30 protein-coding genes are annotated in these 26,230 nt (G+C 65.8%); 14 read left to right on the top strand and 16 right to left on the bottom strand.

Features of this window, described 5'->3' with window-relative positions:
* Together K7G19_RS24690 and K7G19_RS24685 are read left to right on the top strand one after the other, a co-directional pair.
* Nucleotides 1–473: alpha/beta fold hydrolase (locus tag K7G19_RS24690; protein ID WP_226109632.1), on the top strand; the 473-nt coding region annotated here is incomplete at its 5' end.
* A gap of 142 nt (nt 474–615) precedes the next feature.
* Nucleotides 616–1,923 carry a sodium:proton antiporter gene (locus K7G19_RS24685; RefSeq protein WP_226109631.1) on the top strand — a complete coding sequence of 436 codons (1,308 nt, stop codon included), beginning with the start codon at nt 616–618 and terminating at the stop codon, nt 1,921–1,923.
* A 314-nt stretch (nt 1,924–2,237) separates the two neighbouring features.
* Here the strand turns inward: K7G19_RS24685 and K7G19_RS24680 are convergent, their stop codons facing one another.
* Nucleotides 2,238–2,813, bottom strand: coding sequence for a TetR/AcrR family transcriptional regulator (locus K7G19_RS24680; protein WP_226109630.1), 576 nt, complete (start codon nt 2,811–2,813; stop codon nt 2,238–2,240).
* Between the two features lie 197 nt (nt 2,814–3,010).
* On the opposite strand from K7G19_RS24680, the gene K7G19_RS24675 reads away from it, so the two are divergent.
* Nucleotides 3,011–3,658 carry a glutathione S-transferase gene (locus K7G19_RS24675; protein ID WP_226109635.1) on the top strand — a complete coding sequence of 216 codons (648 nt, stop codon included), beginning with the start codon at nt 3,011–3,013 and terminating at the stop codon, nt 3,656–3,658.
* Between the two features lie 94 nt (nt 3,659–3,752).
* On the opposite strand, the gene K7G19_RS24670 is transcribed toward K7G19_RS24675, so the two are convergent.
* The 7 genes from K7G19_RS24670 to K7G19_RS24640 all read right to left on the bottom strand — a co-directional run bounded on the left by K7G19_RS24670 (nt 3,753) and on the right by K7G19_RS24640 (nt 10,386).
* Nucleotides 3,753–4,757: a tripartite tricarboxylate transporter substrate binding protein gene (locus K7G19_RS24670; protein WP_226109629.1), complete on the bottom strand. Its 1,005-nt coding sequence runs from the start codon at nt 4,755–4,757 to the stop codon at nt 3,753–3,755.
* Nucleotides 4,758–4,835: 78 nt separating this feature from the next.
* Nucleotides 4,836–5,675: an amidohydrolase gene (locus K7G19_RS24665; RefSeq protein WP_226109627.1), complete on the bottom strand. Its 840-nt coding sequence runs from the start codon at nt 5,673–5,675 to the stop codon at nt 4,836–4,838.
* The gene (locus K7G19_RS24660; RefSeq protein ID WP_226109624.1) at nt 5,668–6,603 is read right to left on the bottom strand and encodes an SMP-30/gluconolactonase/LRE family protein; all 936 of its coding nucleotides are present in this window, start codon (nt 6,601–6,603) and stop codon (nt 5,668–5,670) included. Before K7G19_RS24660 ends, K7G19_RS24665 begins: the two co-directional genes overlap by 8 nt.
* Nucleotides 6,604–6,645: 42 nt before the next feature.
* Nucleotides 6,646–7,590 carry a tripartite tricarboxylate transporter substrate binding protein gene (locus K7G19_RS24655; RefSeq protein WP_226109634.1) on the bottom strand — a complete coding sequence of 315 codons (945 nt, stop codon included), beginning with the start codon at nt 7,588–7,590 and terminating at the stop codon, nt 6,646–6,648.
* A 177-nt stretch (nt 7,591–7,767) separates the two neighbouring features.
* Nucleotides 7,768–8,697 carry a hydroxyacid dehydrogenase gene (locus tag K7G19_RS24650; RefSeq protein ID WP_226109622.1) on the bottom strand — a complete coding sequence of 310 codons (930 nt, stop codon included), beginning with the start codon at nt 8,695–8,697 and terminating at the stop codon, nt 7,768–7,770.
* Complete coding sequence (locus K7G19_RS24645; RefSeq protein ID WP_226109621.1) at nt 8,697–9,380, bottom strand: RraA family protein; 684 nt, start codon at nt 9,378–9,380, stop codon at nt 8,697–8,699. Before K7G19_RS24645 ends, K7G19_RS24650 begins: the two co-directional genes overlap by 1 nt.
* A 37-nt stretch (nt 9,381–9,417) precedes the next feature.
* On the bottom strand, nt 9,418–10,386 hold the full coding sequence (locus K7G19_RS24640; protein WP_226109619.1) for a tripartite tricarboxylate transporter substrate binding protein: 969 nt from the start codon (nt 10,384–10,386) through the stop codon (nt 9,418–9,420).
* A 92-nt stretch (nt 10,387–10,478) separates the two neighbouring features.
* Here K7G19_RS24640 and K7G19_RS24635 point away from each other — a divergent pair, with 92 nt between their 5' ends.
* Entirely contained in the window at nt 10,479–11,252 is a 774-nt protein-coding gene (locus tag K7G19_RS24635) for an IclR family transcriptional regulator (protein ID WP_226109617.1), read from the top strand.
* Nucleotides 11,253–11,444: 192 nt separating this feature from the next.
* Here K7G19_RS24635 and K7G19_RS24630 read toward each other — a convergent pair whose 3' ends face one another.
* Nucleotides 11,445–12,971: an amidase family protein gene (locus tag K7G19_RS24630; protein WP_226109616.1), complete on the bottom strand. Its 1,527-nt coding sequence runs from the start codon at nt 12,969–12,971 to the stop codon at nt 11,445–11,447.
* A gap of 97 nt (nt 12,972–13,068) precedes the next feature.
* On the opposite strand from K7G19_RS24630, the gene K7G19_RS24625 reads away from it, so the two are divergent.
* Entirely contained in the window at nt 13,069–13,974 is a 906-nt protein-coding gene (locus K7G19_RS24625) for a LysR substrate-binding domain-containing protein (protein WP_226109615.1), read from the top strand.
* An 11-nt stretch (nt 13,975–13,985) separates the two neighbouring features.
* Here K7G19_RS24625 and K7G19_RS24620 read toward each other — a convergent pair whose 3' ends face one another.
* Both K7G19_RS24620 and K7G19_RS24615 read right to left on the bottom strand, forming a co-directional pair.
* The gene (locus tag K7G19_RS24620) at nt 13,986–15,443 is read right to left on the bottom strand and encodes an amidohydrolase family protein (RefSeq protein WP_226109614.1); all 1,458 of its coding nucleotides are present in this window, start codon (nt 15,441–15,443) and stop codon (nt 13,986–13,988) included.
* An 11-nt stretch (nt 15,444–15,454) separates the two neighbouring features.
* On the bottom strand, nt 15,455–16,420 hold the full coding sequence (locus K7G19_RS24615; protein WP_226109611.1) for a tripartite tricarboxylate transporter substrate binding protein: 966 nt from the start codon (nt 16,418–16,420) through the stop codon (nt 15,455–15,457).
* 371 nt (nt 16,421–16,791) lie between these two features.
* Here K7G19_RS24615 and trpS point away from each other — a divergent pair, with 371 nt between their 5' ends.
* Nucleotides 16,792–17,808, top strand: a complete 1,017-nt coding sequence (trpS, locus tag K7G19_RS24610; RefSeq protein WP_226109608.1) for a tryptophan--tRNA ligase — start codon at nt 16,792–16,794, stop codon at nt 17,806–17,808.
* Nucleotides 17,808–17,957: a hypothetical protein gene (locus tag K7G19_RS24605; protein WP_226109604.1), complete on the top strand. Its 150-nt coding sequence runs from the start codon at nt 17,808–17,810 to the stop codon at nt 17,955–17,957. The genes trpS and K7G19_RS24605 overlap by 1 nt, the downstream gene beginning before the upstream one ends.
* A 22-nt stretch (nt 17,958–17,979) precedes the next feature.
* Here K7G19_RS24605 and K7G19_RS24600 read toward each other — a convergent pair whose 3' ends face one another.
* Nucleotides 17,980–18,360, bottom strand: coding sequence for a hypothetical protein (locus K7G19_RS24600; RefSeq protein WP_226109601.1), 381 nt, complete (start codon nt 18,358–18,360; stop codon nt 17,980–17,982).
* A gap of 154 nt (nt 18,361–18,514) precedes the next feature.
* Complete coding sequence (locus tag K7G19_RS24595) at nt 18,515–18,685, bottom strand: hypothetical protein (protein ID WP_226109599.1); 171 nt, start codon at nt 18,683–18,685, stop codon at nt 18,515–18,517.
* A gap of 96 nt (nt 18,686–18,781) precedes the next feature.
* Between K7G19_RS24595 and K7G19_RS24590 the strand changes: the two genes are divergently transcribed.
* The 6 genes from K7G19_RS24590 (at nt 18,782) to arsH (ending at nt 22,708) form a co-directional block, all read left to right on the top strand.
* Complete coding sequence (locus K7G19_RS24590; protein WP_226109597.1) at nt 18,782–19,387, top strand: hemerythrin domain-containing protein; 606 nt, start codon at nt 18,782–18,784, stop codon at nt 19,385–19,387.
* 56 nt (nt 19,388–19,443) lie between these two features.
* Nucleotides 19,444–19,779 (top strand): helix-turn-helix transcriptional regulator, encoded by a 336-nt coding sequence (locus tag K7G19_RS24585; protein ID WP_226109593.1) that lies wholly within the window; start codon nt 19,444–19,446, stop codon nt 19,777–19,779.
* A 133-nt stretch (nt 19,780–19,912) separates the two neighbouring features.
* A complete protein-coding gene (locus tag K7G19_RS24580; protein ID WP_226109591.1) occupies nt 19,913–20,425 on the top strand; it encodes an arsenate reductase ArsC in 513 nt (170 codons plus the stop codon).
* Nucleotides 20,422–21,498, top strand: a complete 1,077-nt coding sequence (arsB, locus tag K7G19_RS24575) for an ACR3 family arsenite efflux transporter (RefSeq protein WP_226109588.1) — start codon at nt 20,422–20,424, stop codon at nt 21,496–21,498. The genes K7G19_RS24580 and arsB overlap by 4 nt, the downstream gene beginning before the upstream one ends.
* A gap of 20 nt (nt 21,499–21,518) precedes the next feature.
* Entirely contained in the window at nt 21,519–21,947 is a 429-nt protein-coding gene (gene arsC, locus K7G19_RS24570; protein ID WP_226109633.1) for an arsenate reductase (glutaredoxin), read from the top strand.
* A complete protein-coding gene (gene arsH, locus K7G19_RS24565; RefSeq protein ID WP_226109586.1) occupies nt 21,944–22,708 on the top strand; it encodes an arsenical resistance protein ArsH in 765 nt (254 codons plus the stop codon). Before arsC ends, arsH begins: the two co-directional genes overlap by 4 nt.
* Before the next feature lie 74 nt (nt 22,709–22,782).
* Here arsH and K7G19_RS24560 read toward each other — a convergent pair whose 3' ends face one another.
* From K7G19_RS24560 to K7G19_RS24550, 3 genes are read right to left on the bottom strand one after another with little or no spacing between them, the layout of a single operon-like run.
* Nucleotides 22,783–23,427 (bottom strand): HD domain-containing protein, encoded by a 645-nt coding sequence (locus tag K7G19_RS24560; RefSeq protein WP_226109584.1) that lies wholly within the window; start codon nt 23,425–23,427, stop codon nt 22,783–22,785.
* Nucleotides 23,428–23,472: 45 nt separating this feature from the next.
* Complete coding sequence (locus K7G19_RS24555; RefSeq protein ID WP_149320229.1) at nt 23,473–23,928, bottom strand: carboxymuconolactone decarboxylase family protein; 456 nt, start codon at nt 23,926–23,928, stop codon at nt 23,473–23,475.
* Nucleotides 23,925–24,380 carry a cupin domain-containing protein gene (locus tag K7G19_RS24550; protein ID WP_226109582.1) on the bottom strand — a complete coding sequence of 152 codons (456 nt, stop codon included), beginning with the start codon at nt 24,378–24,380 and terminating at the stop codon, nt 23,925–23,927. Before K7G19_RS24550 ends, K7G19_RS24555 begins: the two co-directional genes overlap by 4 nt.
* 141 nt (nt 24,381–24,521) lie before the next feature.
* Here K7G19_RS24550 and K7G19_RS24545 point away from each other — a divergent pair, with 141 nt between their 5' ends.
* On the top strand, nt 24,522–25,937 hold the full coding sequence (locus K7G19_RS24545) for a PLP-dependent aminotransferase family protein (RefSeq protein WP_226109581.1): 1,416 nt from the start codon (nt 24,522–24,524) through the stop codon (nt 25,935–25,937).
* The last annotated feature ends 293 nt before the right edge of the window (nt 25,938–26,230 follow it).

The following is a 26,230-nucleotide window of genomic DNA, read 5'->3' as shown; positions in this document are numbered from 1 at the left end:
CTGCAACGTTTGTTCAACTAAATTTGTTACTAGGCAAGCGACAAGCAGCGTCACGCCGTCAGTGCGTGAGTAACAAAATTACGCAAAACAACGCCGGCTCAGGCGTCATGCTGCCCGCCTTCCGTGATCATCGCGCCGGCCTGCGGCTGTGCTTTCACACGCAGCCGGATGCGCCAACGATGGAGCGATTGCTGGCCAATGCGGCAATGGCTTCGTGGACGATGACACGCGCGACGCCGTCGATGACGGTGGCCGTCGCGGAAGGACTGCCCAAGGCGCAGGTGCCGATCCTGCTGTTGTATGGGGCCAGGGACGCCTTGGTCATGCCCCAACCGGCCATTGCACGTGCCCGGGCGCTCAACCCGCGCGTTCGAGTGAGCCTGTACGATAATTCAGGCCATGCGCCCTTTCTCGAAGAGCCGCAGCGATTCACCCGCGATCTGGCGGGCTTTGTCTCCGCGGCAAATCGCTAGCCGGAAGCGGTCGCCAGCTTGGCGGCTTGGGGCCGGACAGTGCAGCGCGGATCGCCGGTAAGCAGGAACTGGCCCACAGCCGCCCCGTGTGGGATCGGTGCCGCCCGGTTTCATCCGCCTGGAAAACCGCCTTGATGGGGAGATGACTGTGCTCGCGATCTGGGCGTTGGTGATCGGCGGCCTGATGGTGACGATGGGGCTGATCGGCTCGGTGGTGAAACGCCTGCCGATCTCGCCCTCCGCGCTATACCTGCTGTTTGGCGTGGCGCTCGGACCCATTGGCGCCGGGATGATCACGCTGGATCTCCACGACCCTGGCCATGTCCGGCTGCTGGAGATCGTCACCGAAGTGGCCGTGCTGATCTCCCTGTTCGGCGTTGGGCTGCGTTTGCGTGTCCGCATGGCGCTGTCGATATGGCGGATGCCGATCCAGCTTGCCAGCGTGGCGATGGTGCTCACCATCGCGGGGCTATGCGCGGTCGGGGTCGGGTGGCTGGGTCTGCCGCTCGGTGCCGCGATACTGGCCGGCGCCATTCTTGCGCCGACGGACCCCGTGCTGGCGTCCGATGTGCAAATGGCGAACACCGAAGACCGGGACATCGTTCGTTTTGGCCTGACCGGGGAAGGCGGCCTCAACGATGGCACGGCGTTCCCGTTTGCGATGCTTGGCCTGGGCCTGCTCGGCTATCACGAACTGGGTCCCGGGCTGACGCGATGGATCGCCGTCGACCTCGTCTGGGCAACGCTGGGCGGGCTTGGAATCGGCGCCGCGCTTGGCTTGCTGGCCAGCAAGACCATCCTCGCCTTGCGCATGCGTTTCCATGAGGCTGTCGGGCTGGAGAGCCATTTCACGCTGGGCCTGATCGGCGTGGCCTATGGCGCCGCCTTGTTGGCCAGCACCTATGGCTTCCTGGCGGTGTTCGCGGCGGGCGTGGCAATGCGCCAGGTCGAACGCGAGGAGAACCCGAACAGGTCGCCGGAAGAAGTGCTCGGCGCCCTTCCCGCAAAGGGACTCGAACAGATCGCCACGCACGAGAACAAGGCTGCCGCGTATCTGACGCAGACCGTTTCCGAGTTCTCCTTCGATGTGGAGCGGCTGGCCGAACTGTGCGTCACCCTGCTGATCGGCACCATGCTGACGCGGGCAACGTTCAGCGTTCCAGCTTTGGGCACTGCCCTGCTGCTCATCCTGCTGATCCGCCCGCTCTCCGTCTATTTGTCCACGATCGGCATGCGCTTGCGGCCGGCGCAACGCCGGCTCACCGCATGGTTCGGCATTCGCGGCATCGGCTCCCTGTACTACCTGGCCTATTCGCTGGCACATGCACCCGATATGGCCCATGCCGACCTGCTGCTTCAGATCACCCTGTGCACGGTCGTGGTGTCCATCGTGCTGCATGGTTCGACCGCTACACCGCTGATGGCAAGGTACCAGCGGGTCCGGCAGTGACCGCCCGGCGGTCGGCGCCTGGCGCGCCTGTCGCGGCGCCTCAACGCCAACGACAGGAGGTCCGCGACGTGGCCGACGCGCTATCGGCCGGCCGGTGGCTCCGCTCGCACGAATTTCAGTACGGCCTGCGCTACCTCCGACAGACTCTCTTCGAGCACGAAGTGACCAGCGCCGGAAATTGTCAGGCGTACCAACTCTGTGGCCATCCCGGAATGAGAAGGATCGGATCGCCCTTTGCCTCCGTTCCGCCTTCCACGTAATGCAGCGTGGCCAGTGTCTGCAGCGGATCGGGGTTCGTCCGACTTGGCGGCTTGCTAGGCGGGCAAAAGACCGGTCTTCCGATAGCTTTCGATCAGCGAGTCGTAGACCGAGATGTCGGACTGGCTCCTGGCAATGAGCTGGGCGCCGGCGATCGCGGCAAAGATGGCGCGAGCCCGCGCTCGCCCTTCCTTGCCAGAGACCACGCCTGCCGCGGCCAGTACCTTGGCCAGCCAGGCAATATTGACGTCGACAAAGGTCCGGACCTCCTTCCTTACCACTTCAGGAAGATCGTCGGTTTCCGCGGCCATGAAGCTGCACAGGCAGATGCGATTGCTGCTCTGTAGCGCCTTGCGGAACATGTCGGGATAACGATGCAGGCTGTCCAGCGGGCTCTTCGATTTGGCCAGCGAGGCGTCCAGGTGCGCCGCCGCGGTTTCCCAATAGCGCCGGGCTACCGCCGCGCCGAGATCGGCCTTGCTGTCGAAATGGTGGTAGATGCTGGCAGCCCGGATGCCGACCGCCTCGGCCAGATCGCGAAAATTCAGTCCGCCGTAGCCATGGGCCTGCGCAATGGAGGTGGCTGCCGCAAGGATTTTCTCTCTGGAGTTCTGTCTCGCGTCACTGGTCATGGCTTCCACCTCTGGGACCGGAATGGATGTTGACACCCCGTATTGTACCTTGTACGTTTACCCTAACGAACGTTAGGTAGGCTAACGAATCAAATAACCGTACATGACGATCGCCCTGGTTCCGTTCCACTTCCACCGACCGAGGAACTACACGAATGAACGCCAATGGCAGTGTCCAGACAATCCAGCCGCCCACCATGACGATCCATGACTTTCCGACCGGGCCCTATCCAACCCGCGTCCGCATCGCGCTGGCGGAAAAGAACCTGCAATCGCGCGTGCGATTCGTCACGGTCGATCTCTACAAGGGCGAGCACAAGGACCCCGAATTTCTCGCCAACAAGAACTATTCCGGCACGCTGCCGGTGCTCGAATTGGAGGATGGAACCTGCATTGCGGAATGCACGGCCATTACCGAGTATCTCGACGCGCTGGACGGCGCGCCGATACTCACCGGTCGCACCGCGCGGGAAAAAGGCGTGATCCACATGATGAGCAAGCGCGCCGAACTGGAGCTGCTCGATCCCATCAGTGTCTATTTCCACCACGGCACGCCGGGATTGGGTCCCAAGGTTGAGATCTATCAGAACCCGGAGTGGGGAGCGCGGCAACGCGACAAGGCACTGCGAGGCATGCGGTACTTCGATGCCGTTCTGCGTCAACAACCGCATGTCGCCGGCGAATCGTTTTCGATGGCCGATATCACAGTCATCGGGGGATTGATCTTTGCGTCGCTGGTGAAGCTGCCGGTGCCCGCGGAATGCGCGGCCCTTGCAGCCTGGTACCGGCGAATGCTCGAGCGCGACAGCGTAAGGCACCAACCGGTGTTTCGAGCGAGGGCTTAGATCGACAGGCACATCTCGTCGAAACGATGCATGAAGCGCCTTGCCAGGCCAAACGCTCGGGGCGTAACGATGAAGCCGGGGGCCTCTTTTCGCCCTACTCCAGCACGATGCCCCCTGCTTTACCGACGCGCGTCCACTTCGCAATGTCTTCTTTCTGTAAATCGGCAAGCGCCTGGGCCGCACCACCCGCCGGTTTGATCCCCAAGCCGTCGAACTGAGCCCGTACCTCCGGGTCGTTCAACGCGCGGTTGATCTCGGCATTGAGTTTCTGGATCACCGCTGTCGGGGTACCCGCGGGGGCAAAAATGCCCTGCCACTGTTCGGCCTCGAAGCCAGGCACACCGGCCTCTGCCATCGTTGGAACGTTCGGAAAGCCCGGAACCCGTGCCTTCGTGGCGACGGCAAGCGCCCGCAGCTTGCCGGCTTTTACGAGCGGCAGGATCGGCGCGGTGGGCGCAAACATGAAGTCGACATGGCCCGCCATGACGTCCTGAATCGCGGGAACGTCCCCTTTGTAAGGTACGTGGGTCATGCGTATGCCTTGCTGCTGCTGCAGCAATTCCGCAGACATCTGAAGGATGGTGCCGGTACCACCGGAGCCGTAGCTCAGTTTGCCCGGCTCGCGCTTTGCCGCCGCCAGCAGACCACGGACGTCGCGATAGGGACTATTTGCCCCGACGACCAGAACACTCGGAATGGTTCCAACCAGAACCACCGGCGCAAACGATTTGACCGCGTCGTAGGTCGGCTTGGGATTCAATGCAGGGTTGATGGCGTGGGATGCCGTGGACGCGCCGAGCAGCGTGTATCCATCGGGCGCAGCCCGGGCGACGAATGCGGAACCGATGGCGCCGGTAGCGCCTGGCTTGTTTTCGACCACCACTGTTGTATGCAGGGCTTGTCCCAGCTTCTGGGCGATCAGCCGGGCCACGATATCGGTAGTGCCACCGGGGGGATACGGGACGACGTAGGTGATGGGCCTGTTCGGCCAGTCCGACTGCGCCGTCGCTGCGACAGGCGCCCCGGCGGCGACGGCGGTCAGCGCCACGATGAGGGCGCACAAGGGGTTACCACGGAAGTGGGAAAACAGTTGGGGCATCAGGTATCTCCATATGTTTATGTTGTCGATTTGCAGACTGGCCTTGGCTCGTCGCGCCGCGGTGCGAGCGCCCGAGGACTATCCGTCGTCGAAGCCGTAAAGCGCCTTGGGGTTGTGGACCAGCACCTGCCGGGCCACCGCATCGCTGGCGCACCATTCGCGAAAAAGCGCGAGCATGCTGCGATCATCGATGGGATCGCCACCCGCAGCCTGCACGGTGGGATGCGGCCAGTCGGAGCCCCACACCATGCGATCGGGCGCCAGGCGCGTGTATCGCGATGCCAGTCGCGCCGCGTCCCGGTATGCCGGCGGCCCGTCGAGGGTTTCGATGTAGGGTGCGGACAGCTTGACCCATGCCTTGCCGCACTGAACTAGGTCCGCGATCACGGCATACCCCTTCTCTCCTTCGGGCCTGCCGAATGGAAGATGTCCGTAGTGGTCGAAAACCACGGCGACAGGGAGGGCGCGGAGGGTCGCCGCGATGTCGGTAAGCCAGCCGGCGGGGATATTGAGTTGAACGTGCCAGCCCAGCGGAGCGATGCGGGCGGCAAGTCCGGGCAGCGCAGAAAGGTCGAGCGGGCCCGGCATGGTGAGGTTGAAGCGGATGCCGCGAATGCCGGCACGATGAAGTGTGTCGAGCTCCGTCTCGCCAACATCTGGACCAACGACTGCAACGCCACGCGCCTCACCGCCCAATTGCGCGATTGCATCGAGCGTGCAGGCATTGTCGAGCCCGTAGGTGGACGGCGTTACCACCACGGTGCGCGTGGTTCCCTGGCGCCGCTGCACGGCACGGTACGCCGATACGGTGGCATCGGGCGGCAGCAGCGTCGCGCCCGGCGCTGCCGGATAGCGGCTGTCATAGACATGCATATGGCAGTCACACGCGTTGGCGAACACCGCGTCCGGCTCACGCACGGTATTCCCCTGCCCTGCCGCCATGAACCGGAGCGCCCGATTCCGGCATGTCGATACGCAATATGCTGCTGCCGGTGGATTCCGTGATGAACAGCGTCTTCCCATCCTCCCCACCGAAACAGAGGTTGGTCACCGAGGCTCCAGCAGGGCCGCGGATGATCTCGATCGGTTCGGCGCGCGCGTTCAACACCCAGACATAGCCGAGGCCCGGGTTGGCGACAAGGAGATGACCATCGGCGCGCATGGCCAGGCCGTCGGGCCCGCTCGGCCCGTAGCTCGTAAAGAACTGCCCTACCTTGCTGACGGAGCCATCGTCCTGCAGCGGCACCCGCCAGACGCAATTGCCCCGGGTCATGGCCACGAAGAGCACCTTCTCGTCCGGCGACAGTACCAAGCCGTTCGGGCTCGGAGCGTTTGCGATCAGCACATCGAGGCGGCCATCCGGTGTCAGCCGGTAAACCCGCCCGGTGGGATCGTGCATGCCGGTCTGCCCCTGGTCGGTGAAGTAAAGGTTGCCGCGGGCGTCGAAGGTCAGGTCGTTCAGTCCGCGAAACCGCTCGCTGTTCCGGCGCTCCAGCCAAGGCCGCACCGTACCGGTCCGCGCGTCCAGCACCATCAACCCGTTGCGGTAGTCGGTGATCAGGAATTGGTCGCCGGACAGCCGCTTCATGCCGTTGGGTTCTCCGTCATACTCGGCAACCAGCTCCCATTCTCCTGTAGCAGAGATGCGGAATATCCGTCCGAAAGGAATGTCGGACACCCATAGGTGGCCATCTGCCCATACCGGCCCCTCAAGGAACGCATCGATACGCGCGCCACCGCGATTGGCGCGCGCCCAGTCCGTATCCACATGACGACGGCGCAAGGCATCCGGCATCATCGTGAAGACTTCGGCGTCCCGCAGCGCGGGCGGTTGCAACAGATACATGGGTTCGACTCCTGGTTTGGATGCGCCTGGATCTTGCTTGGACTATTGCTTTTCGATGTTGGCCTTCTGTGCCACCGATGCCCACTGTGCCGTTTCACGCTGGATCAGTTGCGCAAAGCCATGGCTGTCCAGCTTCCCTGGCTGCGATCCCATGTTCTCGAGGAAGGCTTTCACATCGGGCGACTCCAACGCCTTCTTGACGGCTTGCTGGAGCTTCTGGACCACGTCCGGTGGCGTTCCCTTCGGCGCCGCGAGTCCGGACCAGTTGAAGAGAGAGAAGTTGGGAACGCCGCCTTCCGCGAATGTCGGTGCGTCCGGCAGCGCCGCAACCCGCTCCTTGCCGCTGATGCCAAGCAAACGCATTTGCTTGCCCTTGACCTGTGACAGCACACTGGGCGTCGACAGCACCAGCAGGTCGACGCTGCCCGACAGCAAGCCCACAACGGCATCGCCTGCCCCCTTGTAAGGAACATGCATCAACTCGATGCCCGCTGCTTGCTGGAACGCCTCCGTGGCGAAGTGAGGCGCGCTGCCGGGTCCACCGGTCCCGAACGTGACCTTGCCGGGATTGGACTTGGCATAGGCAACCAGCGAAGCCAGGTCCTTGAAACGCGAGTCGGCCTTGACGCCCAGAACGACCGGTGAAAAGGCGAAGGGAGCGATGGGAATCAGCGCCGACGCATGGTCCCAGTTGAGCTTCTTGAAGACATAGGGCAGCGTCGTGTAGGAATTATCGTTCGCAAGCAAGGTATAGCCGTCGGCTGGCGCATTGACGACCACACTCGTGCCAATGGTTCCCGACGCACCGGGCTTGTTTTCGACGACGAAGCTCTGGCCCAACTGGATAGACAGCTGTTGCGCGACCTTGCGCGTCACCACGTCTACCGCACCGCCCGGCGGGTTCGGCACGACGATGCGGACAGGCTTGTCAGGATAGGCTGCAACGGCCGACTGGCTCGTCATCGCAAACGCCAGTGCGCCGACCATCGTCGCAACAAGGGATTGAACGGTGTTCACTGCGGTCTCCTATGGCAGCGGTCGGCTCACTGCCCCTCGTAAACGGGGCTGCATGCGGGGGCAGCATGCGCGCCGCGGCAATTGATTCGAAGGCAATTCGGAAGCGCGTCTATGCAGAGCACAGCGCGCATATCGGAGGGCGGCGGCTCAGGCGACGCTCGCGCTCTCCAGCACGGCCAGTACGTTCCTCGCGGCGCCCAAGCCCATGTTCACGTAGGCTGCGTCACTGACACCGCCAATGTGCGGCGACAGGATCAGGTTCGGCACGTCGCGGAACGGATGAGGCGAAGGGAGCGGTTCGTTCTCGAAGCTGTCCAGGCCAGCGGCATACAGCTTTCCGCTGCGCATGGCGTCGACGAGAGCAGCTTCGTCGATGAGGCCCCCCCGGGCCGTGTTCACCAGGATGGCGCCGTCCTTGAAGGATGCAATCGTTTCGCGGTTCAGCAGGCGCCGGTTCTCGTCGGTCAGCGGGCAATGCAGGGACACCACGTCCGCGTCGCGGAACAGTTGCGTCAGCTCCACCAGCTGAACTCCCTCGGGGACGGCGCTGGCAAACGGATCGAAGCCCAGGACGCGCATGCCCATTGCCCGGCCGATGACGGCAACGCGCCGGCCGATCTCGCCCAGGCCAACGACGCCCAGCGTGCGGCCTGACAGTTCGATGGCCTTGTGAGTGGCCTTGTCCCAGTGGCCGGCCCGCATGCGGTCGTCCAGTTGCGGGACCGATTTGGCGCAGGCCAGAATCAGGGCCCACGCGTGTTCCGCCACAGCCGCCGCATTTGCGCCCACTGCCGCCTTGACGGCGATACCGCGCGCTGCGGCGGCCTTCTGGTCAATGACGTCGATACCGCTGCCGTGCTTGGAGATGACCTTCAACGCCGGGGCAGCATCCATGATCTCCGGGCCGACCTTGCCGTATCGAACAATGATCGCCACGGGATTGTGCTGCTTTGCCAGGGCAATGAGGTCATCGGGCTGCGGCGTCTTGCCGGCAAAGATCACTTCATAGTCGCGCAGCAGCGCCACGGCCTGGGGTGCGAGGTCGGCAGCCGTAACCAGAATGCTGGGCCGGGACATCAGAGCACCTCACCGTCTTTGATCACGCCGGCGGTGACAAGCGAGGCAAGCAGCCACGGCGCGTTGGTATTGCCCTCGCGAATCTGGGCGATGCGGCGCGCCTCGGCCTCCTCCTTGTGGGCAGCCAGCGGCAACAACGCTTCGATCTTCTCGCGCTCGACCGCGACCACGCCATCGGCGTCGCCGCAGATATAGTCGCCTGGCTTGATCGTCACGCCCCCTACCGAAACCGGGTGGCCGAGGCGGCCGCCCGCTTCCTTGGTGGGACCGTTCGGGTTGGTACCGACGGAGAACACGGGAAAGCCGAGTTCTTCAATCTCGAGGCTGTCGCGCACGGCCCCGTCCATCACCACGCCCGCCAGGCCACGCTGTCGCGCCGCATTCATCATGATGGCCCCCATCAGGGCCGACGTTTGATCGCCCTTCCCGTCGATGACCAGCACATCGCCCGGCTGCGCCAGTGCCAGCGCGGCATGGATCATCAGGTTGTCGCCCGGGCGGACTTCCACGGTGAAGGCCGGTCCAGCCACCTTCATGTTTGGCCGCAGGGCCTTGATACGGCCATGCAAGGCACCACGACGGCCGGCAACGTCGGCCAGGATGGCAGGCTGGAATTTGGCGGCGCGGGCGACGAGGTCAGCGGGCACACGTTCGAACGATTTGACGATATTGGGCAAGCTCATGATGTGGCTCAGAAAGACGGGAAGGAATGGAGTGGAGTCAGTCCAGCTTGGTGCCGGACGCCTTGATGACCGCCGACCAGCGCGTGATGTCCTGTCTGATCAACGCGCCGAATTGATCGGGCGTACCCGCCAGTACGGTGGCGCCCTGGTCGTTCAGTTTTTTGGCCAGTTCCGGCACCTTCAGGGCCTTGTTGAACTCGGCGTTCAAGCGCATCACGATGTCCGTGGGCGTGCCGGCGGGCGCGACAAAGCCGAACCATGTCGCGGCGTCAAAGCCCTTGACGCCGGATTCGGCGAAGGTGGGCACCTGAGGCAGGTCCGACACCCGGGCAGCAGAGGACACCGCCAGAGCCCGCAACTTGCCGCTGCGGATATGGCCGAGCAGGCTGGGGACGGACGCCATATAGAGGTCGACCTGTCCCCCGATAAGGTCATTGACCGCCTGCGCGGCGCCCTTGTAAGGAATGTGGGTCAGCTGGAGCGCAGCCGTGCGCTGAAATTGCTCGCCAGCCAAATGCGCGACGGTGCCGTTCCCCGGCGAGGCGAAGTTGATGGTCCCGGGCTTGGCACGGCCGGCTGTGATGACGTCCGCGAGCGATTTGTAGGGCGACGACACTGACGTCGCGAGAACGAGCGGCGCGCTCGCCACCATGCCGACGGGGACCAGATGCTTGAGCGGGTCGTACGGCAGACGTGGGTACAGCGTGGGATTGATGGCCAGATTGCTCGTCTGGCCCATGCCGATCGTGTAGCCGTCAGGGGTGGCCTTTGCGACCGCGTCGATACCGAGATTGCCGCCGGAGCCCGGCTTGTTCTCGATGACGAAGGTCCATCCCGTCGACAGTGCCACCCGATTGGTGACTTCCCGCGCAATGATGTCGGTACCGCCGCCGGCGGGGAACGGAACCAGGACGCGGATGGGCTTGGCCGGGTATGGGGAAGCGGCAAAGGCGAGGGGTGCAGCCGCCATGCAGATGACGGCTGACAAACGGCGTAGGGGATGCATGGGTGTCTCCACAGTGTTGTTGTGGAGCGGATTGTTGTGCATCGTTTCAAGCCGTACAATGCCGTTTCACACCACGCAACTCGTTTCAAAGCATGAACCAGGAAAACGGCCCAACATCCGCCCGCTCGCGCGGCGACGAAGGCAGTGGGGGCGTCATCGCCGTCAAACGGGCACTCCAGGTGTTGGGCGCATTCGATGTGACCGACCCCGAACTCTCGCTCGCGGACATCAGCCGGCGCACAGGCATCCACAAGACCACCGTGCTGCGTCTTGCGAGGACGCTCGCCACGTTCAACTACCTGGTGCAGAAGGAAGACGGAAACTGGCGGCTCGGACGGGCCGCGGGTTGGCTGGGCGCCTGCTATCAGGCCACCTTCAACGTGCAGGAAGTCGTGGAACCCACGTTGCGCGAGCTTTCCATCAAGACTGGCGAAAGCGCGTCCTTCTATGTGCGCGAGGGTCAGGAGAGAACGTGTCTGCTGCGCGTCGAAGGTCCGCAAGCCATCCGTCATCATGTGCGGATAGGTGCGACGCTGCCGCTGGACAGTGGCGCGCCGGGTCGCGTCATCCTGGCTTTTTCCGGCGCATCGGGAGAGCCGTACGAACTGATCCGCCAACGCGGCTTTCATCTGTCCATGGGCGAGCGCGAGCCGGAAGTCTCGAGTGTGGCAGCGCCCGTTTTTGGGCTGCATTGGCGCTTGCTGGGCTCGATGTGCATATCGGGTCCAACCGCTCGCCTTGGAGAAGCCCGCCTTCTCGAGTTGGCGCAGACGGTTGTGGAAGCAGCGAACCGGCTGTCCTATGCCATGGCAGGAAGTCAGTGGCCGGAGGCACGCATGGAGCGGCCTTCGACCTGGCATCCGTGACGATTGACGACCAAGCGGCCGCGTGAAGGACCGCCCAGGTAGCGGTCCGCGCCGATACAACCAGTGAGATCCTGGATTCCCGCCTTCAGGAACGGCGCTTCAAACAGGATGCGCGGGTTGGCGCCGCGCGGCGAGGCGCAAACGCGTTCCTCCAGCCGTTGTTGTTCGCAGGAGCCCTGACCCAGTCGGCCGCTACCCCAACCCCGGCGCACGACGATGCCCCGTCGCCGCCTCGTAGTCGCGCGCGATGCCGAGCAATAGGCGTTCGTCGCCAGGGCGGCCCAGCAAGGACAGTCCCGCAGGCACGCCGGACTCGGTCCAGCCCATCGGCACACTGATCTCCGGAAAACCGGCGGCGCTCGCCATGTGCATCGGCGCCAGAGGATTGGAAACCCGGCAGCGGTAGCTGGGGTCGTCCAGATCGAAGCGCGGCGACGCCGGGCACGCCAGCGTGGGAAAAATCAGCGCGGCGCAGCCGTTGGCCTGCATCAGGCCGGCAAGCGCGGCGCCGAACGCGCGGGCCGCGGACAGGCCCGGGCGTGCGGGCTCGTCGCGAGTTTCCACCGCATGGCGCAGCGCGGCGATCGTCAGCGGGTTCGGCGAGCGCCCTGCTCCATCGCCCAATCCATCGCCCAATCCATCGCCAATTTGCGCATCGATGCGCGCCAATAGCGCTGCGGCATCCCTCGGGCAAGACGACGGCATCGCCGCCAGATAGCGGTCGAGCTGCACCGCCCATTCGCTGCGCGCGATATCGCCCAGCACCCGCTCGTACAGATGCCGCGCATCGGCGGGCAGCGCGACCGGCACGGTCTGCGCACCGGCGTCGGCCAGATCCATGCACGCTCGCGAAAACAGCGCATCGATCTCGTCATTGCCACCGTTGAAGTCCATCACGATGCCAAGGCGGCGACCGGCAACACCTTCCATCGGGCTATCGATGCCCGCCCCCGGCGCCAGCGCCGCGAGCACCAGCGCCGCGTCGTCCACCGTGCGCGCCAGCGGCCCGACGGTATCGAAGGACTGCGCCAGGGGCAGCACGCCGTCCGCCTCGAGCAAGCCGTGGGTCGGCCTGAGCCCGACCAGGGCATGCACACAGGCGGGGCCGCGCACCGAGCCGAATGAATCGGTGCCGAGTCCGAACACCGCGAAACCGGCCGCCACCGCCGCCCCCGTGCCGCTGCTGGACCCGCTGGCATTGCGGGAGAGCCGGTAAGGATTCAAGGTCAGGCCGCTGGCCGAGCTGTAGCCGAAGCGCCCATTGGACGCGGCGAGCTCCGACATATTGGCCTTGGCCAGCACGATCGCACCCGCGGCGCGCAACCGCGTCACGACCGGCGCGTCGGCGGCGGGCATCGCGTCGCGCAGCGCGGCGCAACCGGCCGTGGTCGGCAATCCGACCGTGTCGATATTGTCCTTGACCACCATCGGGATGCCGTGCAGCGGGCCCCTCGCCCCCCGCAGCCGGCGTTCGCGGTCGAGCCGCACCGCGTCATGCAGCGCATCGGGATGCAACTGGCTGACCGCGTTGATCGACGGCCCGGAACGGTCGAACGCCTCGATGCGCGCCAGATGCCCCGCCACCAGCGCTTCAGCCGTCAACGTGCCGGCATCCATGCGGCGCGCCAGTTCGGCGATCGGCAGTTCGAACACATCGCATGCCGGCGCGAGCTTGCCAGGGGACGCCGGCGCAGCCAGCGGGTTCGTGTCGTCAGTCATCGTGTTACTTTCGCTCACGGAATACATGAACGACAATGGCGCACGCAGTGCCCGCGGCCACCGCACCGAGTCCCGCCGACCGCCCGAGGATGTCCCGATGAAAAGCACCACCAGCCGGAACCTGCCCGCCCTTGCCAACCTGGTGGCGCTCGAAGCCACCGTGCGCAAGGGAAGCCTGACCGAGGCGGCCGAGGAACTGTGCCTGACGCAGAGCGCCGTCAGCAAGCAATTGACGGAACTGGAGACCTTTCTCGGCGTGCGGCTGCTGGATCGGCGCAAGGGGGGCGTCGTCGCGACGGCGACCGGCGTGGAATACCTGAAGCGCGTCAGGCAGGCACTGAATCTCCTCGAGGAAGCCACGCTGGAAGTCCTCACCGGCCGCGCATCCGGCGGCCGCCTCGATGTGTCGGTGCCGGTCTCGCTGGGGAATATCTGGCTGCTGCCACGCATGCTGCAATTTGCCAAGCAGCATCCGCAGATCCAGCTCAACATCACGACCAAAGTCGGTCCGGTCGACCTGCTCCACAGCGGCCTGGACGCCGCCATCATGTACTGCGGCGGGCCGCCGCCGGGACACTTCGGCGTCGAAGTCATGCCGCTCGAGCTGTTCCCCGTATGCGCCCCGGACAGGCTGCCGCGCCGCGGTACGCTGTCCCAGGCGCTGCGGCACCTGCCCCTGCTCCATCAACAGACGGCGCTGGACGCGTGGCCGGCCTATCTCGCACAGATTGGCGCCAAGGTGGCAAGGCCCGGCGACGGGCCACGCTACGGCCTGCTGACCATGGGCCTGCAGGCCGCCATCAGCGGCATGGGCGTGGCGCTGCTGCCCGACTATGTCGCCGGCGACGATCTTCGGGCCGGCCGGCTGGTGCGGCTGTCCGACACGAGCTATCTGTCGCCGAAGTCGTATTACTTCGTCTGCCTCGAAGAGAAGCGCGCCAACCCGACGCTGGTGACCTTCGTCGACTGGCTGCTGCAAACCGCCAATGCCGACGCAGGCTGACTGGCATGGGCTCATGCCGGCGTGCGTGACCTGACGAGGGTCGACGTCACGAAGCGTCCGGGCCGGTTGCCCGTCGGCGTGCCGCCGCGCAGCGTAGCCTGTCCGGCAACGAACACGTCGCGCACGCCGACCGAGGGCTGTGTTGGCGCATCGAAGGTGGCGCAATCGCGGATGGTCGCCGGGTCGAACACCGTGATGTCGGCGACCTTGCCCACGGCCAGATGCCCTCTTCCCTCGAGCCCGAAGCGCTGCGCCGGCAGGCCCGTCATCTTGTGGACAGCCCGCTCGAGCGGGAACAGGCCCAGCTCGCGCGAGTACAGGCCCAGCACGCGCGGAAAAGTGCCCCACAGGCGAGGATGCGGCGTTTCGTCCGACGGAATGCCGTCGGAGCCGATCATCGTGTCCGGGTAGCCGAGGATGTCCCGCACATCGTCCTCGTCCATGATGAAGTACACCGCGCCGCCCGGCAGCAAGGCCTGCGCCACCTCGCGCCGCGAGCGCTGCCATTCCTGCGCCAGATCTTCCAGATAGCGGCCGGCCGCTTCCGGATGCGAGGCCGACCACGTGATCAGGATCCGGTCGCACTGGTCCACCCGTTCCGGACGCAGCATGGTGGACGACGCCGCATACGGATAGCAGTCCATGCAAAGCGGCATGGTGCGCGAGAGCTCCCGCACCTGCGCCAGCGTCTCCCGGCTGCGGCCGTGGTTGCGCTTGCCGACCAGCTTGTGGTGCGAAATCACAGTCGGCACATTGAGCGCCTTGCCCAGGCGCGCAGTCTCGTCGATCGCCTCGGCGACCTTGTCGCTTTCATCGCGCATATGCGAGACCAGCACGCCCCCCAGCCGCTGCATCGGCTCGCACATGCGCAGGATTTCCTCCTCCGGTGCTGCTGCCGAGGGAGGATAGAAGGTACCGGTGGAGACGCCGATGGCGCCTTCCAGCAGGGCCTGCTCCACGTCGCGCCGCATGCTGTCGATCTCGCCGTCGCTGGCCGGGCGTCCGAGCTGCGCGACGCGGCGCGCGCGCAGCGTCGATTGCCCGACGAGCACCGATACGTTCACGGTGGCGGGCCTGGCGGCGAATGCGTCGCGGTAGGCCCGCACGGACTCGAACACGAAGCCGCCGCGCATGATGTCGAGCGGCGCGGGCGGGATGGTATCGGTCACGAGCGGGAACAGGCTGATGCCGCAGTTGCCCGCGATGATGGTGGTGACCCCCTGCGTCACCTTGGGCAGCATCTGCGGGGACTGGAACACCATCCAGTCGTCGTGCGTATGGGTGTCGATGAATCCTGGCGTGACAACCATGCCGGTGGCATCGACGACCTCATCGGCCGTGGCATCCGGACCGATGCCGATGGCGGCGATCACGCCATCGCGCACCGCCACGTCGGCAGCGCGCCGCGGCGCGCCGCTGCCGTCGATCAGGTCGCCGTGGCGGATGATCAGATCGAAATGAGATGGCATGCGCTTCGCCCTCAATCGACCTTGGCGCCGCTCTTGCGCACCAGCTCGCCGAACTTCACGGTTTCGGACGTCACCAGCGCCTGGAAATCGCGCGGCGATCCGCCCAGCGGCTCAAAGGAAAGCCGGTCCAGCTGCGCACGGAAGCCGGGGTCGCGGATCACCGCGTTGACCTCGCGATTGAGCCGGTCCACCACCTCCGCCGGCATGCCGGGTGCGCCGACCAGCCCGGCCCACGCGGTCAATTCGTAGCCCTTGATCCCGGCTTCATCCATGGTCGGCACCTGCGGGAAATGCGGCGAGCGCCGGGTCGATGTCACGGCCAGCGCGCGGACTTTGTTGCTGCTGACGTAGGGCCCGATCGACGGCACGTTGTCGAACATCAGCTGCACGTTGTTGCCGACCAAGTCCTGCAGCGCCGGGGTACTGCCCTTGTACGGCACGTGCTCGATGTTCAGATGGGCCAGCGTCTTGAACAGCTCGCCGCCCAGATGGCTGGTCGTGCCGTTGCCGGCCGAGCCCATCGACAGCTTGCCGGGATTGGCCTGCGCGTAGGCGATCAGTTCGCGCACGGATTTGACCGGCAGCGCGTTGTTGACCGCGAGGATATTGAAGGTGGTCACCAGCCCCACGATGGGTACCAGCTTGTCCGGGTCGTACGGCAGCCGGCTATAGAGGAACCGGTTGGTCGCCAGCGTCGCGTTGTTGCCATAGGCGATCGTGTAGCCATCGGCGGGTGCCTGCAGCAATGCCTGCATGCCGATGTTGCCGCCGGCGCCGGGCCGGTTCTCCACCACGATGGCCTGGCCCAGCCGTTTGGACAACGCATCGCCGAACAGCCGCGCCACGATGTCGGGCGCGCCTCCGGCCGCCGTGGGCACGATCAGCTTGATCGGCTTTTCCGGCCACGCCGCCTGTGCCGACGGCATGGCCATGCCGATCGCGCCCGCCACCAATATCCATGCCAATGCCTGTTTCACGGTGCTCCTCCCCATCGCTGCGGTTCAATGATGAAGCCAGTATGGAGGACCGCGCCGCGCGCGGCGTGAAGATTTTTCGGCGATGTATTCCAGCGTGGAATGTATCGCCGGCGGATCGCCCCGGTCCGGCGCGTCCGCTCTGCGGCATGTTCAGGCGCAATGCACCCCGAGCCCATGCGCTATACTCGCCCCCATGGATACGAAGCCCAACTCGCCGACCCGGCAATATTGGTGGCGCGCCTGACCCAGGCGGCCCGTTTCCACACGCACCTCGAAAACGCGATGCCGCCAGCCTCCTGGCGGCATTTTCGTTTCTGCGCACAGTGGCTGGTGGTGTCGATAACCGGAACAGATCACCGGAACACCATCCCATGACGCACGCCACCCAACCCATCATCCTGACCGGCGACCGCACCACCGGTCCCCTTCACCTCGGCCACTACATCGGCTCGCTGCGCTCGCGCGTGCAGCTGCAACACGAAGCGAAGCAATTCCTGCTGCTGGCCGATACGCAGGCCATGACCGACAACGTCGGCCGCCATCAGAAGGTCACCGAGAACGTCCTCGAGGTCGCGCTCGACTATCTCGCCGTCGGTATCGACCCGGACAAGTCGACGATCTTCATCCAGTCGCAGGTGCCCGAGCTGGCGGAACTGACGCAATACCTGCTGAACCTGGTGACGGTCTCGCGCCTGGAGCGCAATCCGACCATCAAGGAAGAAATCCGGCTGCGCGGATTCGAGCGCGACATCCCGGCTGGCTTTCTGACCTATCCGGTGAGCCAGGCCGCCGATATCACGGCGTTCAAGGCGACGCTGGTGCCGGTCGGGGACGACCAGCAGCCGATGATCGAGCAGACCAACGAGCTGGTGCGCCGCTTCAACCTGACGGTCGGGCGCGAGGTGCTGGTCGAATGCGAAGCGGTGCTGTCACACGTGCCGCGCCTGCCTGGCATCGACGGCAAGGCGAAGATGAGCAAGTCGCTCGGCAACGCGATCTCGCTCGGCGCCACGCCGGACGAGATCTCGAAGGCGGTCCACGAGATGTACACCGACCCGAACCATCTGCGCGTCAGCGACCCGGGCCAGGTGGAGGGTAATGTCGTGTTCATGTTCCTCGATGCCTTCGAACCGGACACGGCGGCCGTGGACGAGCTCAAGGCCCACTATCGCCGTGGCGGCCTGGGAGACAGCATCGTCAAGCGCCGGCTCAACGAGCGCTTGCAGGCGCTGATCGCACCGATTCGTGAACGGCGCCTCGAATTCGACCGCGACCGCGCCGGCGTGCTGGAGATTCTCCGGCAAGGAACGATGCGCGCGCGGGAAACCGCGGGCGCGACGCTGAGCGAGGTCAAGGGCGCGCTGGGGCTGAACTACTTCGGCAACTGATGGCGGGTGCAATCCAGGCCGTCATCCCGACTGCGTCGCTCGAGGTGATGCCGCTGGAGAATGCGATGCAGGCGTATCGGCGAATGAAATCGGGCGACGTGCGGATTCGGATGGTGATGACGATGACGCAGCGCACGTCCTGGCATTGATGACTGCGGCGACCACACCGGATCAGCGTGGGGAATCGTCGGTGGAGACTGCGGAAAGCAGCCGCACCGCCGTCTCCTGGTCGATGTCGAGGCGATACTTCGTCGCGAGGTAGCGCGCCAGATGGGCAATGCGCGCGGGCGTGCTTTCCGCGGCTTGGAGTTGCGCCCGGTAGGCCTCCACCTCGCAGGCCTGCCGATAGGCCTTCGACAGCAGATATCGCGGCCCGTGCGTGAACGGCCGGCGCCAGAACTGGCGCACGTGAACCAGTTCATGCGCGATCAGCCCGGCCGATACACCGGGTCGAAGCAGCACGATCGGGCCGAGACTGATGCCGTCGAAATGCCGTGGAACGAGCCAGCGGCTTTCCAGCAGCAGGCACCTGGGGTTGCGCAACGCCTTCATCGGGGAAATGCGGTAATACGGCAAGCCTTGGGAAACGCGGCCCCCCACGCTGATGCGCTGCGGGCGCAAAAACTCGGTGTGGGCGTGCCGCAATGTCGGAGGTAGACCTTGCAGGTGTCGCCGAAGTTCGAGGCCGGGCTTCCAGCCGGCCCGATCAGCCTTGCGGACCCGACCCCGAATCGTGATCCAGCGCGTCCCGGATCAAGGCACGCCCTTTCGGCGGCGCCGCCAGATACGCCAGGTACAGCGAGGCGGCGAGGGCCAGTCCGGCCACGGCAAAGGCGATAAAGGTCGTGCCGGCGATACCGAGTTTTCCGTCGGACATATTGGTCTCCAGTGAAGGTGTCGAAGGCAGCCGAATGAGCGGAATCCAATGACGCCAAGCAAGCCTTGCGCCACCGCTGGAGTCCCGTGACATCCGTTGTGCGAGCTGAACCGGGCGGTAAAGATTGCCAGCCACCCCGAAAAAATGGCGCTCGATCGCGGGGCCCCCGGACGGCGCGATAATGGACGAGCCATGCTGCCCAATACCCCGACCCTTCCCTCGTTCGAATCCCCGATCGAATTGTTGACCGCCTGCCACGACAAGGTCCGGCGTTTTGCCTCGCTGTGCGGCCGGCTTGCCGAGCACACCGCCAGGCATGGCGCGGACGGTCAGGCGCGCACCGCTGCGGCTGGCATCGTCCGGTATTTCACGGTTGCCGCGCCCTTGCACCATGCGGACGAGGAAGCGGACTTGTTCCCTGCCCTGCGAGGGCTTGGCGAGGACGTGTTGACGGCCACGATGCAGGCCCTGGAGGACGACCACGAGGCGCTCGATGCGCTGTGGGAGCAGGCCCGGCCTTGGCTGGAGGCCGTGCAGCAAGGCTCGGCCGGCGCTGCGCCGGCAGCCCTCGCGCAGTTCGCCGCGCGCTACCTGCGGCATATCGAGCGCGAGGAGCGGGAGGTCTTCCCCTTCGCCGCGCGGCTGCCCAAACCGACCTTGCGGGCCATCGGGCAACGGATGGCACAGCGCCGCGGGGGTTGAAGCGCGCGCTCCCGACCGGGCTTGCGCCCTTTCCATGTTTCGACTATATTCGAAACATGGAAACCGATACCGCCCTCGAAGCGCTCTCCGCCCTCGCCCATTCCGTGCGGCTGGCCGTCTTCCGCATGCTGGTCCAGGCCGGCCCGGAAGGCCTGCCGGCGGGACGGATCGCCGAATCGATGGAAATGCCGGCCTCGTCGCTGTCCTTCCACCTGAAGGAGCTGCATCGCGCCGGCCTGTTGCGCAGCCGCCAGGATGGCCGCTCGATCATCTACATGGCCCGCTTCGAGACCATGAACGCCTTGCTCGGCTATCTGACGGAGAACTGCTGCGGCGGCAATCCGTGCTCCCCTGTGTCCGGCTGCTCGACCGTGTCGGAGTCGTCGCGATGAGGCGCGTGCTTATCCACGGCGGCGTCGCCGAGCTGGCGGACACCCGACCCGACCGACCCGACCGAACCTGATCGTTTCCACCTTGCGCCGGGCCGGCTGCGCTCCGGCGCCCCACTCCTTCCCGAGTCTCCCCATGTCCGACAAGACCTTCAACGTGCTGGTGCTGTGCACCGGCAATTCGGCACGCAGCGTCATGGCCGAAGCCCTGTTCAACGTGCTCGGCAAGGGCCGCTTCCGGGCCTATAGCGCCGGCAGCCATCCCTCGGGCAAGGTCAACCCGTTCGCCGCGGAGCGATGCCAGTCGATCGGCTACGACGTGTCGGCGCTGCGCAGCAAGAGCTGGGACGAATTCGCAGCGGCGGATGCGCCCAAGATGGACTTCGTCATCACCGTGTGCGACCAGGCCGCTGGCGAGGTCTGCCCGATCTGGCCGGGCACGCCCATCACGGCCCATTGGGGATTCCAGGACCCGGCCGCCTTCGAAGGAACGGACGAGGAGAAACGCAAGCTGTTCGACAAGGTCTTCCGCCAGATCATGGGCCGCGTCGGCCAGTTCGTGAACCTGCCGCTCCACGTGCTGGACCGCAACGCGATTCAGAAGGAAATGCGCGCAATCGGCGGGCAGGCGGTGGAGCCGAAGGCATGACGGCGGCGGAGCGGACTACGCAACAGACCGCGACGGTATCGCCGGCCAGTGGCATCGGTTTTTTCGAGCGCTATCTGACCCTGTGGGTCGCGTTGTGCATCGTGGCCGGGATCCTGCTCGGCCAGTGGTTTCCTGGCGTCTTCCAGGCAATCGGCGCGATGGAAGTCGCGCAGGTCAATCTGCCGGTCGGGCTGCTGATCTGGGTGATGATCATCCCGATGCTGATCAAGATCGACTTTGGCGCGATGGGCCAGGTCGCGGGCCACTGGCGCGGCATCGGCGTGACGCTGTTCGTCAACTGGCTGGTCAAGCCGTTCTCGATGGCGCTGCTGGCGTGGATCTTCGTTCGGCATGTCTTTGCGCCCTGGTTGCCGGCCGAACAGCTGGACAGCTATGTGGCGGGCCTGATCCTGCTGGCGGCGGCGCCCTGCACCGCGATGGTTTTCGTCTGGTCGCAGCTGTGCAAGGGCGATCCGTATTTCACGCTGTCCCAGGTCGCTGTCAACGACGCCATCATGGTGGTAGCGTTCGCGCCGGTGGTCGGGCTGCTGCTCGGGCTGTCGTCGATCACGGTGCCATGGGACACGCTGATCGTCTCGGTGGTGCTGTACATCGTCATCCCGGTTGTGATCGCCCAGGCCATCCGCAAGTTGTTGCTGGCGCGCGGCGAAGCGACGTATCGGCGCGTAACCGGCGCGCTGGGCCCGTATTCGATCGCCGCGCTGCTGGCGACGCTGGTGCTGCTGTTCGGCTTCCAGGGCAATGCGATCGTCGAGCAGCCGCTGATCATCCTGCTGCTGGCGGTGCCGATCCTGATCCAGGTCGTGCTGAACTCGGGCCTGGCCTATTTCCTGAACCGCAAGCTGGGCGTGGCCCATTGCGTTGCCGGCCCGTCCGCGCTGATCGGCGCCAGCAACTTCTTCGAGCTGGCCGTCGCCACCGCGATCAGCCTGTTCGGCTTCGAATCCGGCGCGGCGCTGGCCACCGTGGTCGGCGTGCTGATCGAGGTGCCGATCATGCTGCTGGTGGTGGGCGTGGTCAATCGCTCGCAACGCTGGTACGAAGCCCGCTGAGAAACGTCATGTCCGCTGTCATGTCCACTGTCACGATCTATCACAACCCCGCCTGCGGCACGTCCCGCAACACACTGGCAATGATCCGTAACGCCGGCATCGAACCGACGGTGATCGAATACCTGAAGACGCCGCCGACGCGCGGCGAACTCCAAGGCATGATCCGGCAGGCCGGCTTGCGCGTACGCGAAGCGATTCGCGAAAACGGCACGCCCTATGCCGAGCTGGGCCTTGACGACCCATCGTTGACCGATGACCAGCTGCTCGACGCGATGATGGCGCACCCGATCCTGATCAATCGCCCCTTCGTGGTCACCGCGCTCGGCGTTCGGCTTTGCCGGCCCTCCGAGGTGGTGCTCGACATCCTGCCGTCGCCGCAACAAGGTCCGTTTGCCAAGGAAGACGGCAAGCTGGTCATCGATGCCGACGGCCGGAGGGTTGGCCAATGAGCGCCGAGCTGCCCAACGTCGTGCCGTCGCTGCTCGACATCCCCGATCTGCGCAAACTGGAACCGGCGAAGACCAGCACCCACGCCCCGCGCATCCTGCTGCTCTACGGCTCGCTGCGCCCGACCTCGTACAGCCGGCTGCTGACGCTGGAGGCCGAACGCATCCTCCAGCGCCTTGGCGCCGAAACGCGCGTGTTCGATCCGCACGCGCTGCCGATCGCCGACAGCGTGCCGGCGAACCATCCCAAGGTCGCCGAGCTGCGCAAGCTGTCCGAATGGTCCGAGGGACAGGTCTGGTGCAGCCCCGAGCGCCATGGCACGCTCACCGCGGTCTTCAAGAACCAGATCGACTGGCTGCCACTGGAAAGCGGCGGCATTCGCCCGACCCAGGGACGCACGCTGGCGGTGATGCAGGTCTGCGGCGGCTCGCAGTCGTTCAACGCGGTCAATGCGCTGCGCGTGCTGGGCCGCTGGATGCGGATGATCACGATCCCGAACCAGTCGTCGGTACCGAAGGCGTATCAGGAATTCGACGCGAATGGCCGCATGAAGCCGTCGTCGTATTACGACCGCGTGGTCGACGTGATGGAGGAACTGGTCAAGTTCACGCTGCTGACGCGCGACCGCTCGGACTACCTGACCGACCGCTACAGCGAGCGCAAGGAGTCCGCGCCGCCGGTAGCGACGACGCTGACCGCCGCGGCAATGCGCCACGAGCAGGACGCCAAGGTCGGCGACACCGACGACGGCGAGGTCGAATAGAGGCGGCGCGGTCCCGGCCGGGCCGCCGCGCCTTGGGGCCGCGCCGCTCGTCATGCGGGGTGTCGGTACCTGTTTCAGTCCGGCCAGCGCGAGGCGAGGATGATGCTGCAGAGGTCGGCGCGCTTGAAGTTCGGATCCTTGAACGCGAGCACATCGTCGTTGAAGGTGCCGAAGGTGGTGTCGGGCCGGTGCTTCATGCCCTCGTAGAACGCATCGATGATGCCGTGCTTGAAGTCGTGGCCGCGCGGATGGGCGGCGATCACGGCTTGGCGCTCGTCGTCGCCGAGGTCCTGATAGCCGCGCCCGGCCACGTCCATTCCCGCCCCGGCCTGGATCAGCGCGATCTCCGGATGCATGTGTTCCGGAATGCCCGGCGTCGTATGCAAGGCAATGGCGGCCCACACCGTCGCGATATCGCTCTCGGCCACGCCGCAGCTGCGCAGGAAGTCGCGCGCGGCATTGGCGCCGTCGACCTCGAAGCGCAGCTGACTCTGCTGATAGCGGGAAGTCAGCCCCAGATCGTGGAACATCGACGCGATGTACAGCAGCTCCGGATCGAAACGCAGCTGCCGCCGGCGTCCGAGCAGACTGCCCCAGAAATAGACGCGAACGGAGTGGTGATACAGCAGGTCGCTCTCGGTATCGCGGATCAGCTCGGTGGCCTCGCGGGCCAGCTTGCTGTCGGGAATCGTGATGCCTGCAATGACGTCGGTGGCCATGGCGGTACTCCTCGGGGATAGGCCAGAAGTGGCTCGATAAAACAATTACTGCGCCAGCGCGGCCTGCGGCGTATTGCGGAAGCTGATCGCCATGCGGTTGTACAGGTTCATCACGCCGATCGCGATGGTCAGGTCGACCAACTCCCGTTCGTCGAACACCGCCCTCGCCGCCTGGTAGTCGGCGTCCGGCACGCCGGTCTGCGCCACGCGTGTCACCGATTCGGCCCATGCCAGCGCGGCGCGCTCGCGCTCGTCGAACAGATCGCCGGCCTCGGCCCAGGCCTGGACCAGCGCGAGCTTTTCGACCTTCACGCCCTTCTTCAGCAGGTCGCGGGTATGCATGTCGAGGCAGTAGGCGCAATTGTTGATCTGCGACACGCGCAGGTAGACCAGGTCGACCAGCACCGGCGACAGGTTGGACTGCATCACGTAGCCATAGGCGCCGCCCAGGGCCTTCATGCCGGCGGGCGCAATCTGGTTGTAGTCGAGACGTTTGCTCATTGCATGGACTCCTTCTTCGCGGAGGAATGGACAGGGGTGGTCAGTTCCTTGTCGTCGGTGTCGACGACGAACACGGCCAGCAGCTTGGCCGGCTTGGTGGTGCTGGCATTGCGGCTGACCGGATGGCGCGAGCCCGGCGACTCGCTGAAGCTCTCGCCGGCACGGTAGACGCGTTTCGGTCCGTCGTTGACTTGCGACTCGATGGCGCCCGAGACGACGTAGCCGTAGATGAAGGCGGATTTCGCATGCACATGCGAGGGCGAGGCGGCGCCGGGCGCGTAGTCGACCACGACGGCAACCAGCGACTTCCCCGGAATGTTGGGGATCGGTTGATTGAAATTGGGGGTGACCTTCTCCCCGGCGGCGTGGCCGAAGGCCGGCATGGCCCAGGCGATGGCGGCGGCGGCATAAGTGGCGGCGCAGGCGACGCCAATCACGGATCGAATGTTCATGAGGCTCTCCAGATGGGTGTTCCCATTCTGGTCTTGCGCTGGTACAAATAAAAGAACCAAGAATCATCGATTTTTATGTACCAGGCCGGCCGGCGTTAACGTGCCGGTGCCCGTGCCCGATGACCGCACCATGACCCAGCCATGACGCAGCGCCTGCAACTCTCCCTGGACCGGACCGCCCGGACGCCGCTGGCCGAACAGATCCGCTGCGGCATCACCACCGCCATCGAAAACGGCGTGCTGGCACCCGGCGCGCGGCTGCCGTCCTGGCAGGACCTTGCCACCCAGCTCGGCGTCGCGCGCGGCACCGTCAAGACGGCCTATGAAAAGCTGGCCGATGCGCAGCTGGTCGTGGCATCGCGCGCCAACGGCACCCGGGTCGCAGAACGTCCCGCGCTGCGCGCCGGCGCCGACGAGCGGCCCGATCCCGGCTCGTTCATGGACCGGTATCTCGAATTCATGGCTGGGCCGGCCATCTTCCAGATGGGCGTGCCCGCGCAGGATAGCCTGCCCGCCAGGCTGTTCTCGCGGGTGCGCGCCCACGCGGCCCGCGCGGAACTCGGCGCCGCCTCGCTCTATCCCGACCCGCGCGGCGAGCCGGCGCTGCGGCGCGAAATCGCTGCCTACCTCGCCATCGCGCGTGGCATCCAGTGTTCGCCGTCGCAGATCCTGATCACCGGCGGATTCGCCGGCGGGCTTGGGCTGGCCTTGCGGGCGCTCGGCCCGGACGGGCGCAAGGTATGGACCGAGGACCCCGGCTTTCCGTACACGCGGCGCGGGCTGGAACTGGCGGGGTTGGCGCCGGTGCCGGTGCCGGTGGACGCCGACGGTCTCGATGTCGACTACGGCCTGAGGCACGCCCCCGATGCGGCACTGGTGGTGCTGACGCCCGGGCAACAGGCTCCGCTCGGCGGCACGCTGTCGCTGCCGCGGCGCCTGCAGCTGCTCGATTGGGCCGCGGCACAAGGCGCCTGGGTCATCGAAGACGACTACCTCAGCGAGCTGCGGCTCGAGGGCCGGGCGGCGCCCGCCCTCGCCTCGCTGGACCGCGCCGGACGCGTGATCCATATCGGCTCCTTCAGCAAGACCATCAGCCCGGCGCTGCGCCTGGGCTTCGTGGTCGTGCCCCCATCGCTGGTGTCCCGGTTTGCCGAGATGGCGGCGTGCCTCGCGCCCGCCCCGGCGCCGTCGATCCAGCTCGCCACCGCCGAGTTCATGCACGATGGCCATTACCTGCGGCACCTGCGACGCACCAAGCGGCTCTATGCGTCGCAGCGCGATGGGCTGCTGGCCTGCCTGCGTCCGCGCGTCGGCGCGGCGGCGGATCCGACCGGGCTGGCGGTGCTGCTGCGGCTGCCGGACGGCACCGACGACGTGTCGATCGTGAAGGAAACGGCGAGCTTCGGCATAGCGCCCTCGCCGCTGTCGGTCTGGTATGCGTCCGCCGCGGGCGCGAAGTCCGGATTGTTGCTCGGCATTGCGACCGCGCCGCCGATGCAGGTGGCGGCGTCCTGCGATCGCCTGCTCGAGGTCGTGGAGCGCTTCCGGCCGAGATAGTGCGACGGCGACCCGGCGACGGCGAATTGGCGACGGCCATTGGCGACGGCGATTTGGCGACGGCTGCCAAGCCCGATGTCGCGACACGATAGCGGCTAATTAGCCACTTTTGAAATCGTGTTCGCCGACGTATGTATAATTCCGGGCTTTCCGGTGCCGGCGGTGTCCACTCGCGTTGGCTGCGACGCCCCGTCATGGCCCTGCCCACTTCCCCGCGGCATGGCGCGACGCCCGGCACGCATCGGATGACTCCACGGCAACGTCCGGCGCCCGCAGGCGCCGGCTCGAAAGGT

Origin of the sequence: Cupriavidus sp. DB3, from assembly GCF_020418465.1 — a bacterium.
Classification (GTDB): domain Bacteria; phylum Pseudomonadota; class Gammaproteobacteria; order Burkholderiales; family Burkholderiaceae; genus Cupriavidus; species Cupriavidus cauae.
This window is presented reverse-complemented; position numbering and strand designations above follow the sequence as displayed.